The organism is uncultured Campylobacter sp. (assembly GCF_937997595.1).
Classification (GTDB): Bacteria; Campylobacterota; Campylobacteria; order Campylobacterales; family Campylobacteraceae; genus Campylobacter_B.
In genome coordinates this window covers 1-12,912 of record NZ_CALKTS010000111.1, presented here as the reverse complement: position 1 = coordinate 12,912, position 12,912 = coordinate 1, and the positions used below count along the sequence as shown (strand labels likewise).

The window sequence follows — 12,912 nt, the reverse complement described above, 5'->3', positions numbered from 1 at the left end:
CTCGGCGGGGTCTTGGGCGAGCCGGACGGCGATGCGCAAAATCCGCTATTTCATCTCATCACGCTTGACCCACTGCCGCGCGACTTGCCCGTGCGATCGCTGCCGCGTCTAATCCTCGCCGCGCACGTCAGAGAGATAAACGAAGGCGAGATAGTCTTTTACGAGCACGACGCGCAGGGTGTGCCGCGATGTATCGGCGAAAGGACGCAGGTTGAATACGCCTTTGACGAACCGATAATGGAGTGCGAGGTCGCGCTGGCGCCCACGCCCGCGCGCTGGGCGGCTCAGGACTGGGGGATGTCAAACAGCAGGCAAAACCTCGCGCGCATCGGCGACGAGCCTTCGTGGATACAGGGCGCCTCAGTGCCGACGTGCCCGATATGCGGCGAAAAGATGGAGTTTTTGATGCAGCTTGACAGCGAGCTTCCAAGCTGCGAGCAAGGCGGCGAGGTATATTTCGGCAGCGGCGGGATTTTATATGTGTTTTGGTGCGAGCGGACGCGGGTGAGCGCGTTTTTTATGCAGTGCACGTGAGTAAAATTTAAGAAAAACGCGCAAATGGACGGACGGATGATCACGGCGAAAATAAAAAGAAGGGGCGGTATTTGGTATTTTGACGATTATTTTAGGTCGCTTCGCGAGAATGAAAACGAAATAGCAAAGCCTATCAGGCAGTTCATTTCGGATCCGAAAAGGTATCTGTTCGGTACGAAAGAAACCCTTCACGACGCCGTTTTGACTGAATTTAAATTTGGCATTTTAAAAAACGAAGATAGACTGACGATGAAATTTTTATCGTCCTACCGAGATAGAAATTTTAAATTTGTTTTCAAAAACGTCCTAGCCGTCCGCTTTAAAACGGACGATAAGAGCTTTAAAAACAACGATCTGATAGTTCATCAATTTTCACTAAAGCGGGAAGGCGTTTGCGAGTATGATTTTATCTTTGCGAGCGGACAGAGGATAACCGTAAAATTTAAACAGCTTGAGATCATTGAGGAATTCTTATAAGCGCGCTGCTTTGCTGATGGCGGCGAGATTTTGCGTATTTTGGTGCGAATGGACGTGGGCGAGCGCGTTTTTATGCGGTGCGTGAGCTAAAATTTTGCAAAATTCTAAACGAAAATCGTAAAATTTTAAGCAAAATTTATTCTAAGATAATAAAGCGGCAAAATTTGCCGAGCATTTCGGCGCGTAAAATTTAAGCTTGTTCGGCGAGAATATGTAAATTTACGCAGAGCCTAAGCGTAAATTCCCTCCACAAGCGTTTCTACGAACTCATCCGAGTTAAATTCCGCCAAATCCTCCATCCGCTCGCCCACGCCGACGAAAAGTATCGGCAGCCGCAGTTCGCGCGCTATGGCGAAAAGTGCGCCGCCTTTGGGCGTGCCGTCGAGCTTCGTGATGATGATGCCGTCGAGCTTCACGATCTCGTTGAACGCCCTAGCTTGCGCGACGCTGTGATTGCCCTGAGTGGCGTCGAGCACGATGATCTTGCGGTGCGGTGCGCCGCTTTTTGCGCGGTCGCAGATGCGCACGATCTTCTCTAACTCCGCGGCTAAATTTTTCTGATTTTGCAGGCGTCCGGCGGTGTCGATCAGGACGCGATCGATGTTTTTGGCACTTGCCGAGCTTACGGTGTCAAACGCCACGGCTGCGGGATCGTGCCCTTGCGCGGTAGCTACGATCGGTAGATTTAGAATTTGCGCCCATTTGCGCAGCTGCTCGACTGCGCCCGCGCGAAAGGTGTCGCATGCGCCTAAAATCACGCTCTGACCGCTATTTTTATATAAATTTGCAAGCTTTGCGGTCGTCGTGGTCTTGCCCGCGCCGTTTACGCCGATGATGAGCTCTACGAAGGGCTTCTCATCTGCAGCTTTAGCGATCTCATAATCGAAATAGTTCTTCAAAATGCCCTTGAGATCATCTTTTGCGACTAGCTTTTTTGCGGGCAGTTTTTCTAAAATTTCCTCTACAAGCTCGTAGCCTACGTCGGCTTCAAGCAGCATCTCTTCTAGGATTTCTTTTGAAATTTTATCTTCGCTTTTCGCGCCTCGCATCGCGTCTATGGTCTTGCTAAGCCCTTTTTTAAAAAATTCGAACATCAGAAAATTTTCTCCAATTCGGTCATTAAAATTTCTTCCGGCATCAGCCCGAAATATTGCGCGCTAAACTCGCCCTTTTCGTCGTATATCGCCATATACGGCACTTCGTTTATGCCGCCTAGCGCCTTTGTAAAAAAGTCCGTCCCTTCGCCGTAAGCGATCGCGTAATTTACTTCGTGTGCGCTTGCGTAATTTTTTGCATCGTCTAAATTTGCATCACCGATCATCACGCCGATTATGTCAAGCTTGCCGGAGTAGGCTTGTTTGGCGGCGTTTAGCGCGCTTACTTGCACGGCGCAGGCGTCGCACCACGGCGTAAAAAACGCAAATAGCGTCACGGTGGAGTTATTATCGATTCGAAAGCCCTGCTTTGTCTTTTGCATATTTAAAATTTTGCCGTTACTTAGCTGAAGTGTAAAAGGAGCGGTATAATCGACCTGGATTACGGCTTCGGTTTCGGACTGCGGCTGCGTGGCGTTGGTCTCGGTCGGGGTATCGCTTGATTTTTTATCCTCATCATCGCCGCAACCCGCAAGAAACAAAACAGCCGTAAAAAGCGCTAGAAAAAAACGAAATTTCATAATAAACCTTAAAATTTAATCGCAAAATTATACAAAAAATAGCTAAAATAAGCGTTAAAATTTTATAAAAGGCTTAAGCCATGCAAAAGAATGAATTTAGAGCAATTTGCAAATCGCGTCTAAAATCTCACACCGCGCGAGCGGCTAGATGCGAGCATTACGCACTTTTATGGCGGCTGGAACGGCTGATAAAATTTTTAAAAGCGCGTAAAATTTTAATATTTTTGCCGATGAGCTACGAGCCGAACGTTTTGATTTTAAGAAAAAAGCTATCAAAAAGCTGCGAATTTTACGTTCCGTTTATGGTGGATATTAGCTTAAAAATGGTAAGATTGCGCCAGCCTTTTAAAATTTCACGCTTTGGGCTGCGGCAGACGCTTCCGCAAAACGGGTATTTTAAAAAGGTCGATCTAGCCGTGGTTCCAGCTATCGGAGTGGATGGCGCAATGGCTAGAATAGGACATGGGAAAGGATTTTACGATATGTTTTTTTCAGGTCTTAAGTTTAAGCCCGCAATCGCGTTCGTGAGTATAAAAGACTGCTTTTGCAGCGAAATTTTATCGCTTGATCACGACGTAAAGGGCGATTTTTACATAACTCCGAGCCAAAATTACCTAAAAAGAGGAAAGTATGATAGAGATTTTAATCGCCTTGTGCGCTCTTGCGGTGGGCGCTGGCATAGGATACTTAGTAGCTAGAAAAATCAATAACGCCAATTACGATTTTTTCGTAGAACAAGCTAAAGCTAAAGCCAAAGCTATAGAATTTGAAGCCGAGGGCATCTTGCGAAATTCTAAAATTTCGGTGCAGGAAGCGGAGTTTGAAGCTAAGAAAAAATACGAAGATAAAGCAAGCAAACTGCAGAAAGAATTTAACGTTAAATTTGACGAGCTCGGCAAAAAGGAGCACGCGCTTCTAACAGAGCAAGAAATTTTAAAAGACAGCAAGAAAGAGCTCGAAAGTGCCAAAAAAGAGGCGAAATTCCTCTATGAAGAGGGCTCAAATTTAAAGAAAAGCTATGAAGAGAAGCTAGCCGAAGCGCTTAAGGTTTTGGAGCGCGTGGCGGGCTTTACGCAGGACGAGGCGCGCGCGCAGGTGCTTAAGAAGGTCGAGGAGCAAAGCCGCACCGACATTGCTCACATAGTACGAAAGTATGAAGAGGAAGCCAAAAAAGAGGCGCGAAAAAAGGCGAATTATATTTTGGCGCAGGCTACGTCGCGCTTTGCGGGCGAGTTTGCGGCAGAGCGACTTATCAACGTCGTAAATATCAAAAATGACGAGCTCAAAGGCCGTATCATCGGCAAAGAAGGGCGCAATATAAAGGCGCTTGAGATGACTTTAGGCGTGGACGTCATCATCGACGATACCCCGAATGCGATCATCGTAAGCTCGCACAATCTCTACCGCCGCGCTATCGCCGTTCGCGTCATCGAAACTCTTATCGAGGACGGCAGAATTCAACCTGCGCGTATCGAGGATATCTACAAAAAAGTAAGCGACGAATTTGAAGCTAGCATCGCCGAAGAGGGCGAAAATATCGTAATGGATCTAGGTCTTAGTAAAATTCACCCCGAAATTTTAAAACTCATCGGCAAGCTTAAATTTCGCGCCAGCTACGGTCAAAACGCCCTTGCGCACAGCCTTGAGGTCGCGCATCTTGCAGGCATCATCGCCGCAGAAACGGGCGGAGATCAAAAGCTAGCCAAGCGGGCGGGCCTACTTCACGACATCGGCAAGGCGCTAACTCACGAGTACGAGGGCTCGCACGTGGATCTAGGCGCCGAAGTTTGCCGTCGCTACAAAGAGCATCCGGTAGTGATAAACGCTATCTACGCCCACCACGGCCACGAGGAAGCCACCAGCGTAGAAAGCGCTGCAGTCTGTGCCGCAGACGCGCTAAGTGCCGCGCGCCCGGGCGCCAGACGAGAGGTGCTAGAAAGCTATCTAAAGCGCGTTAGCGACATCGAAGCGATCGCGATGAGTAAAACGGGCGTCAAGCAGGCCTATGCGATCAACGCAGGCCGCGAGATCCGCGTCATTGCAAATGCTAAGCTTATGAACGACGACGAGGCGGTTTTGGTCGCTAAAGAGATCGCTTCGGAGATACAAGATAAGGTTCAATTCCCAGGCGAGATCAAGGTCAACGTCATACGCGAGCTACGCGCGGTCGAGATAGCCAAATAAGGAGTGTGAAATGAAAAAATTTATAATCGCTTTATTTTTGCTTTTTAACGCGGCATTTGCCGATGATGAGCTCATCATTAATAGCGCCAGCGCCTATTCGTCGGTAATGCGCACAAACTCGCAGTACAAATATCTAGCGCAGCAAGCCCGCGCGATAGTGATCTTTCCGAGCGTCAAAAAGCTGGGCTTCATCATAGGCGGGATGTACGGCGAGGGGATCATCATCTACAATAATGACGGCGCGCGCAGCGTAAGCGGCGCAGAGATCAGCAGCGCCAGCGTAGGACTTCAGATCGGCTATGAGGATAATTATCTAGTCATTTTCGTAATGCATGACGATGTAATCCAAAAAATGCGAAATTCCCAAATCACGCTCTCGGGCGACGCTACGGCGGTAGCAGGTAACTACAGCGCCGATTCTGGCTCTTTAGACGTGCTAAATCAAGATATGTACGTCTTTACGAATAAAGGCGGGCTGTTTGCGGGAGTGAGCCTGGGTGGTTCGGTGCTGGAGACCAAAAATGACCGCGCTTTTGATCCAAATACTGAGGGCTATGCGCTTTTGATGCGAGTAATTGGCGCAGATGAGTAAAATTTAGCTAGAAATGCTAAGGCGCATAGCTTAGCGAAAAATTTTGCTTTATGGGCGTTTTATTAGCAGCTTGGAATTTTGCTCGCGTGATTTCTGCAGAATAATAGACTTAGGTGCGTAATTTTATTGTAATCCGCGGAGTGGGAGGCATTTGAGGATATCGCGTAAATCCTTCGTAATTCGCAAGTTACTTTGAATTCTAAAGAAATCGAAATTTTGTCATTAAATTTATAGTCGCAAAATTTTACCGCTAAATTTTGCGGTGATTTTGCTTGATGTCTAGAAATTTTATTTTAGAATTTTGCTTAATATTTTGCGGCAAAATTTTATATTTCGTGACAGCCGCGCAGAATTTTAAATTTAATGTCGCAGCAAAATCAAGTGGCGTCGTGGGGCGTTAGAGTGAAGCTTTCGCGCCGAATTTTAAAGCTGCTTTAGTCAAAATTTATAGAATTTTATACGATCTAATGAAAGGATTCGATGGAGTCGATGTTTGAAAACCTCCATACGTGGGGGTATCTGATACTGTTTTTGTATTCGCTGGGCGGAGGATTTTTGGCGCTTGCGGCAGCGGGCGTGCTAAGCTCGGCCGGCGAGCTCAATATCGTCTTATGCATCGTAATCGCCTGCATATCGAACTTTATAGGCGATTCTGGGCTGTTTTTAGTAAGCCGCTACAATAAAAAAGAGATCATGCCCTATCTGCGCAAACAGCGCCGCAACCTCGCTCTGGCGCAAATTTTGTTTCGCAAATACGGCGACCGCATAATTTTAATCAAAAAATTCATCTACGGCCTCAAAACCCTCGTACCGATCGCGATCGGCATCACAAAATATTCGTTTTTAAAATTTAGCGTCATCAACGCCGTAAGCTCGCTCATTTGGGCGCTTGTGGTGGGGCTACTGAGCTACTACGCGGGTGATTTCGTGCGCGAGCTCTATGTGCATATCAAGGACGCGCCGTGGATCGCTCCGCTGGCTCTAGGCGCGATAGTAGCGGCGATCGTGCTTTATTTTCGCTTCGCGACCCGCAAAAGAGGCTAGCGGTGGCAAAAAAGCTGATCCCGCTAGCAATTTTCGCAGCACTTCTTTTGGCGCTAAATTTTATCTCCAATTCGCGCGGTTCCGCGGCTAAAGATGAACGGGTTTTTACCTCAAAAACCCTGGATATCGCTTCTCGTAAAAGCGGCGCGCAAGATATCAAAAGCAGCACCGATCGTAAAATTTCAAGCCCCGAAAATCCAGAAAGCAGCGACGGCGCAAAAGATGAGAGCGACGCAAGAAGTGCAGACGGCGGAGCAGGGCGCGGAGCAGACCTAGGAGATTTAAAATCTCATCCGCAAGTAAACGAGCCCGCCGCGGCAAATCCCAAAGATGAGGCGGACGCTCACAGGCGACGCAGCGCAGATTATGAAGCTTCGCACTCGCAAAATCCCGCCGTAAATTCTAAAAATCAGCCCTCAGACGAGCCCTGCATAAGCAGGGAGTGTGTGAGCGCTCATATCCGCCGTACGGGCGCTTTGCCGCAAAATTTTATCACGAAAAAGCAGGCGGGCGATCTTGGCTGGCAGGGCGGTGATCTGTGGCGATATGCGCGCGGCAAGAGCATCGGCGGTGACCGCTTCGGCAATTTCGAGCGCAGGCTGCCTGATAAAAAGGGGCGGATTTGGCGCGAATGCGACATCGAGTATCGCGGCGGCCCGCGCGGCGCAAAGCGGCTGATATTTTCAAACGACGGGCTGATTTTTTACACCGCTGATCATTACGAAAGCTTCGAGCGCGTGCAATGAGCTTAAATTTTAAAACGCGCAGCGCCGCAAAGATCATCATCGACGGCGCAAAGATTAGGCGCAAAGATCAAATTTTCGCGCTATTTGCCGCAGCGCTAAATTTCGAGCCAGAATACGTCGCAAATTTAGACGCGCTCTACGACGCGCTGGGCGAGCGGGGCGAGCGGGTCTTCGTGATCATCAAAAGGGGCGGAATTTTAAAGCTAAGACTGGGTAAATTTTATGATATTTTGCTCGAGGTTTTGCGAAGCGGCAAGGCGAAAATTTTAATCTTATGAGCTTGCGCGGCAGCTATTCCGCTTTAAAGCTAAATTTTGCCGAGGAAAAGGTAAGTTTGTTTCGGCGCAGTTTCGAGCGTGCCGTTAAAATTTACTGAATTTTAGAGCTTATTAAAAGAGGCGATTTTAGAAATTTCGCTCACAAAGCTCACGCGGTCAAATTTAAACTCAAGCCCATACCGCCAATCTTTGCGGCGCGGGTTTTTAAACTCGTAAAGCTTAACCGTCTCCGTTTCAAATTTAACCCTAAGCGCGAGATACCAGCAGCTCCAGATCCCGCACGGACAGCCCAGTATCACGGCATCTCGCTCATCTTGCGCCAGATCAGCCTCAAGCGCGGCGCGCAAAAATAGCTCCTCAAAATCGATCAAGCTCAAATAAGCATAGCTTCCCGCGATGCTAGCCTGCCCGTCCTTTGCGGCAAAGCTTTGCTCGCGCCGCCTAATTAGCTCGAGCAGAGGCTCGCCGTTTATCGCAACGACGACTTCGGTAAAGCTTTCACCCTCAATTTCGTAATCGTTTAGGTAAAATTTAATGCTATCCATGCGGCAATCTCGCTAAATGATCTATTTTGCGCCGTATTTGCACCGGCCTGCTAAAATTTCGTCGCAGTTTAGCGAATTTGAAGTGAAATTTGGTTGAAAATCAAAAATTCGCCGATAAAGCGCAGATCAAATGGATATTTCGTAAAATTTAATGATTTTGAACTCGCGGAGCTTGCTTTCGGTGAGCACAAACTTAAATTCGCAAAAAAGCTCAATTTGTGTAGATGAAAGAAGCGAAAATAAAAGGTTAAATTTCATCACAGATCAAAGAGATCGAAACAAGGGTTAAATTTTGCTATGGATAAAGAAGTCGAAATTTAGAAATGAGGAGTTAAATTTAATTCGCTTTTCAGGGCGCTTAAATTTAACCCCGCCGCGGCTACATCATTTCGCCGCTTTTGTGCTCGTGCTCGGTGTAGGTTACCGGAATATCCTTCTTGCCTTTTCCCGGTGTATACACTCCCTCTCCGCGTTTGAAAAGAAGCTCGATACCTTCGTCGTTCGTAAGCATTATGCCGCTTGCGGAAGCCGCGCGTTTAAGATTATGCTTTTTACCCTTTTCATCGGTTAACACGCCTGTTGCGAACATATCGTTCGAGCTAAGGCTGATGCGCTTATCTCCGGTCTCTCCTAGCAGAAATACGATCGTATGCGCTACGGACTCTTGCTTTTGCTGCGGAGCCGTATCGGCCTTAGGTTGGTTGCATCCGCTTAAAATCGCGATTGCCGCTAATGACGAGAATACAATTCGTCTCATTTTTTCTCCTTTAAAAAAAGTTCGCGAATTATATAGCCAAAAAGTAAATCCTAGATTTCGCGACTTTTTATTTAATCAAAGATTAACCCAAATTTAGTAAAATTCTAGCTGAAAACATCCCAAATAAGGAGAACCTTATGGCAGTAAAAATCGCAATTAACGGCTTTGGAAGGATCGGTAGGTGCGCGGCTAGAATTGCGCTAAGCAGGGACGATGTGGAGCTTGTGGCGATCAACGATACCGCTAAGCGCGAGCTTACGAGATACCTGCTTCAATACGACACGGTTCACGGCGAATTTCGTAAAAAAGTAGAAATTCTAAGCGACGAATGCATAGCCGTAGACGGCAAAAAGATCCGCGTCTATTCCACCAGAGAGCCTGCGGAGCTTGATTTTGCAGGCGATGGTGCAGAAGCTGTGCTTGAATGTACTGGTGCGTTTTTAACGAGCGAAAAATGCAAGCCGTTCATAGATAACGGTATCGGCGTAGTCGTAATGAGCGCGCCTGCCAAGGATGATACGCCTACTTTCGTAATCGGCGTTAATGAGGGCGCTTATGCAGGACAGCGCGTCATCTCAAACGCTAGCTGCACCACTAACGGCCTGGCTCCGATTGCAAAAATTTTAGACGATGAGCTTGGCATCGAAAAGGGTCTGATGACGACAATTCATGCTTATACGCATGGACAGAGTCTAGTCGATGTAAAAGCCAAGGACTTTCGCCGTTCACGCGCCGCGGCTCTTAATATCGCTCCGACTACGACGGGCGCGGCAAAAGCGATTAGCAAGGTACTTCCGCAGCTAAGCGGTAGGATGCACGGGCAATCTGTGCGCGTGCCGGTGGCTAACGTTTCGATGGTTGATCTAACGGTGCTAACGCGCAAGCAGACGAGTGCCGAGGAGCTAAATGAAATTTTCCGCCGCTATGCCTCTAAAGAGATGAAAGGAATTTTGCTCGTAGACGACGATAGCCGTGTCAGCAGCGATTTTTGTACCTCAGAATACTCCAGCATCGTAGCTAGCGACTGCACGCAGGTAATTGACGGCAATCTGATAAAAGTGATGAGCTGGTATGACAACGAGTGGGGATATAGTGAGCGCCTCATCGATTTAGCCTTATATGCGGCAAAAAGAAGGAAATAAGATGGGCGAAATTCTTTCGATTAAAGATTTGAAATTTAAAGACGGCGCGCGCGTTTTTATCAGGTGCGATTTTAACGTGCCGATGGATGAGTTTTGCAATATTACGGACGATCGTCGCATCCGTTCGTCTATCCCTACGATTAAATATTGCTTAGACGAGGGCTGTGCAGTAATTTTAGCCAGTCACTTAGGGCGCCCGAAAAACGGATACGAAGAAAGACTTAGCCTAAAGCCTGTGGTAAAGAGGCTATCTAGGCTTTTGGAGCGCGAGATAAAATTTGTCTCTGACGTCGCGGGCGAGGAGGCAGGAGCTGCGGTAAATTCGCTTAAAAAGGGCGAAGTGCTGCTGCTGGATAATCTGCGCTTTGAAAAGGGCGAGAGCAAAAACGACGAGGCGCTAGCTAAGAGGCTCGCAAGCTACGCGGAATTTTATATCAACGACGCTTTTGGCGTATGCCACCGCGCGCATGCTTCGGTAGAGGCGATTACGAAATTCTACGATGAGGCGCATAAGGCGGCGGGATTTTTGCTACTAAAAGAGATAAAATTCGCCAAAGACCTTATTAAAGATCCTGCGCGTCCTTTCGTAGCCGTAACGGGTGGCAGCAAAGTAAGCGGCAAGCTTCAGGCGCTTAAAAATTTACTTCCTAAAGTCGATAAGCTCATCATCGGAGGCGGCATGGCGTTTACGTTTTTAAAAGCCGTCGGATATGACATCGGCAAATCTTTGCTCGAAGAGGATCTAATCGAGGAAGCAAAAAATATTCTCCGCAATGCTCGCGAGCTTGGGGTTAAAATTTATATCCCTGTCGATGCCGTCGCAGCTCCGCAATGCTCGCAAGATGCCGTTACAAAAAAGGTTACCGTCCAAGAAATTCCAAGCGATTGGATGGGGCTAGATATCGGACCTGCGACCGTAGCGCTTTTTAAAGAAGCCCTAGACGATGCACAAACGATCTGGTGGAACGGACCGATGGGAGTTTTTGAGATCGATAAATTCGCTCGCGGCAGCCTACATATATCGCACGCGATCGCAGATAGCGACGCCACGACCGTAGTGGGCGGCGGCGATACTGCAGATGTCGTCGAACGCGCGGGCAACGCTGATGATATGACTTTTATTTCTACCGGAGGCGGTGCGAGCTTAGAACTCATCGAAGGCAAGGAACTGCCGGGCGTGCGAGTGCTTACTGCTAAAACGGAGCTGCGATGATACTAGCGGCGAATCTTAAATGTAACCATACTCGCGCTAGCTTTGAGCGGTACGCTAAAGCTTTAGATGAAGGCTTGGCGGGCGGAATTTCGCGCGAGGATGAAATTTTGGTTTTTCCTCCTGCTAGCGCATTTTGCGCAGGGGTGAAAAATTTTACTCAAGGCGCGCAAAATTTCTATCCTGCCGTGCACGGCAGCTTTACAGGCGAGATCGGTGGCGATATGCTGGCAGAATTTGACGTCAAAACCGTTCTTATCGGTCACAGCGAGCGGCGCGCCATTTTGGGCGAGAGCGCGGAGCTGATAAGAGAGAAATTCAGTTTTGCCGCAGCGCAGGGCTGGCGCATCGTTTTTTGCGTCGGCGAGGATGAGGCGGCATTTGCGCAAGATCGCAGCGAGGATTTCGTAGCGGCGCAGCTTGAGGGTATCGATCTAAAATATCCGAGCTTAGTACTAGCCTACGAGCCCGTCTGGGCGATCGGCACGGGCAGAAGCGCGCAGTGCGAGCAGATCGAAAGAATGCTAAATTTCTTGCGTGCTAAAAGCCCCGCGCCGCTACTTTACGGCGGCAGTGTAAATGCGGAAAATATCGCAAAAATTTGCGCGATAAGAGGTTGCGACGGGGTGTTAGTGGGCACAGCAAGCTGGGACGCCTCTAGCTTTTTGGAACTTATTAGTGCGTCATCTCGCTGCCGTCTTTAAATGATTTCGTAAATTTCGCCCTGCGACAGGCTACATGCCTAGTCTTGGGACGAAATTTACTTCAAAACACTTAAATCTGCCTAGCGATATTTCCGCTTGTCGATTTGCGTTTTGACGGCGATTGACTTCAAATTTAAGTTGCAAAATTTTAAGTCGCCTAGTCTAGCTTTGCGATACTGCCGCTATCAAATTTGGGTTCAAATTTGAATTGCAATTTTTAAGTCTAATTGCGAAGGATTTTGAGATGATTTTTGGGGCTTTGCAGTTAAAATTTTGCGTAGGCTAGACGGATGGTCTGCCAAGCAAAATTTTAACAAAATCGCCAAAAAGCACTCAAAAGCCAAGCAAATTTTAAAGGAGAAATAATGATTTTAAAAGGGAAAAAGGGTCTCATCGTCGGCGTCGCTAACGCCAAATCCATCGCTTACGGCATTGCCGAAGCTTGTCACGCGCAGGGTGCGCAGATGGCGTTTACCTACCTAAACGACGCGCTAAAAAAACGCGTGGAGCCGATCGCGGAGGAGTTCGGGAGCAAATTCGTTTACGAGCTTGACGTAAACAACCAAGCCCATTTAGACGGCCTTGCGGATCGCATTAAAGCGGATCTTGGCGAGATAGATTTCGTCGTGCACGCAGTGGCCTACGCGCCCAAAGAGGCGCTAGAGGGCGAGTTTGTAAACACGACCAAGGAGGCCTTTGATATCGCGATGGGCACGAGCGTGTATTCGCTGCTAAGCCTCACGCGCGCGGTGCTTCCGGTGCTAAAAGAGGGCGGCTCGGTGCTCACGCTCACCTATCTTGGCGGGCCGAAATTCGTGCCTCACTACAACGTAATGGGCGTCGCAAAAGCAGCTCTTGAAAGCTCGGTGCGCTATCTGGCTCACGATCTTGGCGCGCGCGGTATCCGCGTAAATGCGATCTCTGCGGGCCCGATCAAAACGCTTGCTGCAAGCGGCATAGGCGACTTTAGGATGATTTTACGCTACAACGAGGTAAATAGCCCGCTAAAACGCAACGTCACGAC

15 protein-coding genes and 1 pseudogene are annotated in these 12,912 nt (G+C 48.3%); 12 read left to right on the top strand and 4 right to left on the bottom strand.

Translation table 11 applies throughout. The features are described 5' to 3' along the window. Positions 1–534 (top strand): annotated as a pseudogene (locus Q0614_RS03965) (hypothetical protein); the annotation flags it as partial. A 36-nt stretch (positions 535–570) separates the two neighbouring features. Further along, positions 571–1,011, top strand: coding sequence for a hypothetical protein (locus tag Q0614_RS03960; protein ID WP_298786693.1), 441 nt, complete (start codon positions 571–573; stop codon positions 1,009–1,011). A gap of 230 nt (positions 1,012–1,241) precedes the next feature. Here the strand turns inward: Q0614_RS03960 and ftsY are convergent, their stop codons facing one another. Next, the gene (ftsY, locus tag Q0614_RS03955) at positions 1,242–2,105 is read right to left on the bottom strand and encodes a signal recognition particle-docking protein FtsY (protein ID WP_298786691.1); all 864 of its coding nucleotides are present in this window, start codon (positions 2,103–2,105) and stop codon (positions 1,242–1,244) included. Then, the gene (locus Q0614_RS03950) at positions 2,105–2,686 is read right to left on the bottom strand and encodes a TlpA disulfide reductase family protein (protein WP_298786689.1); all 582 of its coding nucleotides are present in this window, start codon (positions 2,684–2,686) and stop codon (positions 2,105–2,107) included. The genes ftsY and Q0614_RS03950 overlap by 1 nt, the downstream gene beginning before the upstream one ends. A gap of 80 nt (positions 2,687–2,766) precedes the next feature. Here Q0614_RS03950 and Q0614_RS03945 point away from each other — a divergent pair, with 80 nt between their 5' ends. The 6 genes from Q0614_RS03945 (at position 2,767) to Q0614_RS03920 (ending at position 7,530) form a co-directional block, all read left to right on the top strand. Next, the gene (locus tag Q0614_RS03945) at positions 2,767–3,384 is read left to right on the top strand and encodes a 5-formyltetrahydrofolate cyclo-ligase (RefSeq protein ID WP_298786687.1); all 618 of its coding nucleotides are present in this window, start codon (positions 2,767–2,769) and stop codon (positions 3,382–3,384) included. Then, positions 3,317–4,870 carry a ribonuclease Y gene (rny, locus tag Q0614_RS03940; protein ID WP_040304494.1) on the top strand — a complete coding sequence of 518 codons (1,554 nt, stop codon included), beginning with the start codon at positions 3,317–3,319 and terminating at the stop codon, positions 4,868–4,870. The genes Q0614_RS03945 and rny overlap by 68 nt, the downstream gene beginning before the upstream one ends. Before the next feature lie 10 nt (positions 4,871–4,880). After that, complete coding sequence (locus tag Q0614_RS03935; protein WP_298054064.1) at positions 4,881–5,462, top strand: lipid-binding SYLF domain-containing protein; 582 nt, start codon at positions 4,881–4,883, stop codon at positions 5,460–5,462. 480 nt (positions 5,463–5,942) lie between these two features. Next, positions 5,943–6,506 carry a DedA family protein gene (locus Q0614_RS03930; protein WP_297914856.1) on the top strand — a complete coding sequence of 188 codons (564 nt, stop codon included), beginning with the start codon at positions 5,943–5,945 and terminating at the stop codon, positions 6,504–6,506. A gap of 2 nt (positions 6,507–6,508) precedes the next feature. Then, positions 6,509–7,252 (top strand): ribonuclease domain-containing protein, encoded by a 744-nt coding sequence (locus Q0614_RS03925; RefSeq protein WP_298786685.1) that lies wholly within the window; start codon positions 6,509–6,511, stop codon positions 7,250–7,252. Then, positions 7,249–7,530 (top strand): barstar family protein, encoded by a 282-nt coding sequence (locus Q0614_RS03920; RefSeq protein ID WP_298786683.1) that lies wholly within the window; start codon positions 7,249–7,251, stop codon positions 7,528–7,530. Before Q0614_RS03925 ends, Q0614_RS03920 begins: the two co-directional genes overlap by 4 nt. Positions 7,531–7,631: 101 nt before the next feature. On the opposite strand, the gene Q0614_RS03915 is transcribed toward Q0614_RS03920, so the two are convergent. Beyond that, complete coding sequence (locus tag Q0614_RS03915; protein WP_298786681.1) at positions 7,632–8,075, bottom strand: hypothetical protein; 444 nt, start codon at positions 8,073–8,075, stop codon at positions 7,632–7,634. A 379-nt stretch (positions 8,076–8,454) separates the two neighbouring features. After that, positions 8,455–8,832: a hypothetical protein gene (locus tag Q0614_RS03910; protein ID WP_297905289.1), complete on the bottom strand. Its 378-nt coding sequence runs from the start codon at positions 8,830–8,832 to the stop codon at positions 8,455–8,457. 137 nt (positions 8,833–8,969) lie between these two features. Between Q0614_RS03910 and gap the strand changes: the two genes are divergently transcribed. The 4 genes from gap to Q0614_RS03890 all read left to right on the top strand — a co-directional run. After that, the gene (gene gap / locus Q0614_RS03905) at positions 8,970–9,974 is read left to right on the top strand and encodes a type I glyceraldehyde-3-phosphate dehydrogenase (RefSeq protein WP_298786679.1); all 1,005 of its coding nucleotides are present in this window, start codon (positions 8,970–8,972) and stop codon (positions 9,972–9,974) included. 1 nt (position 9,975) lies between these two features. Next, entirely contained in the window at positions 9,976–11,187 is a 1,212-nt protein-coding gene (locus tag Q0614_RS03900; RefSeq protein WP_177386771.1) for a phosphoglycerate kinase, read from the top strand. Beyond that, on the top strand, positions 11,184–11,888 hold the full coding sequence (locus Q0614_RS03895; RefSeq protein WP_298786677.1) for a triose-phosphate isomerase: 705 nt from the start codon (positions 11,184–11,186) through the stop codon (positions 11,886–11,888). Before Q0614_RS03900 ends, Q0614_RS03895 begins: the two co-directional genes overlap by 4 nt. A gap of 365 nt (positions 11,889–12,253) precedes the next feature. Beyond that, positions 12,254–12,912, top strand: a 659-nt coding sequence (locus Q0614_RS03890; protein ID WP_298786676.1) for an SDR family oxidoreductase, incomplete at its 3' end; no start/stop codon positions are given.

Bases quoted from the DNA above. Each gene is read 5' to 3' on its own strand.
- Q0614_RS03930 (WP_297914856.1), top strand. From the start codon at position 5,943: ATGGAGTCGATGTTTGAAAACCTCCATACGTGGGGGTATCTGATACTG.
- Q0614_RS03960 (WP_298786693.1), top strand. From the start codon at position 571: ATGATCACGGCGAAAATAAAAAGAAGGGGCGGTATTTGGTATTTTGAC.
- Q0614_RS03950 (WP_298786689.1), bottom strand. From the start codon at position 2,686: ATGAAATTTCGTTTTTTTCTAGCGCTTTTTACGGCTGTTTTGTTTCTT.
- Q0614_RS03920 (WP_298786683.1), top strand. From the start codon at position 7,249: ATGAGCTTAAATTTTAAAACGCGCAGCGCCGCAAAGATCATCATCGAC.
- Q0614_RS03900 (WP_177386771.1), top strand. From the start codon at position 9,976: ATGGGCGAAATTCTTTCGATTAAAGATTTGAAATTTAAAGACGGCGCG.
- Q0614_RS03910 (WP_297905289.1), bottom strand. From the start codon at position 8,832: ATGAGACGAATTGTATTCTCGTCATTAGCGGCAATCGCGATTTTAAGC.
- ftsY (WP_298786691.1), bottom strand. From the start codon at position 2,105: ATGTTCGAATTTTTTAAAAAAGGGCTTAGCAAGACCATAGACGCGATG.
- Q0614_RS03945 (WP_298786687.1), top strand. From the start codon at position 2,767: ATGCAAAAGAATGAATTTAGAGCAATTTGCAAATCGCGTCTAAAATCT.
- Q0614_RS03895 (WP_298786677.1), top strand. From the start codon at position 11,184: ATGATACTAGCGGCGAATCTTAAATGTAACCATACTCGCGCTAGCTTT.
- Q0614_RS03935 (WP_298054064.1), top strand. From the start codon at position 4,881: ATGAAAAAATTTATAATCGCTTTATTTTTGCTTTTTAACGCGGCATTT.
- Q0614_RS03915 (WP_298786681.1), bottom strand. From the start codon at position 8,075: ATGGATAGCATTAAATTTTACCTAAACGATTACGAAATTGAGGGTGAA.
- gap (WP_298786679.1), top strand. From the start codon at position 8,970: ATGGCAGTAAAAATCGCAATTAACGGCTTTGGAAGGATCGGTAGGTGC.
- rny (WP_040304494.1), top strand. From the start codon at position 3,317: ATGATAGAGATTTTAATCGCCTTGTGCGCTCTTGCGGTGGGCGCTGGC.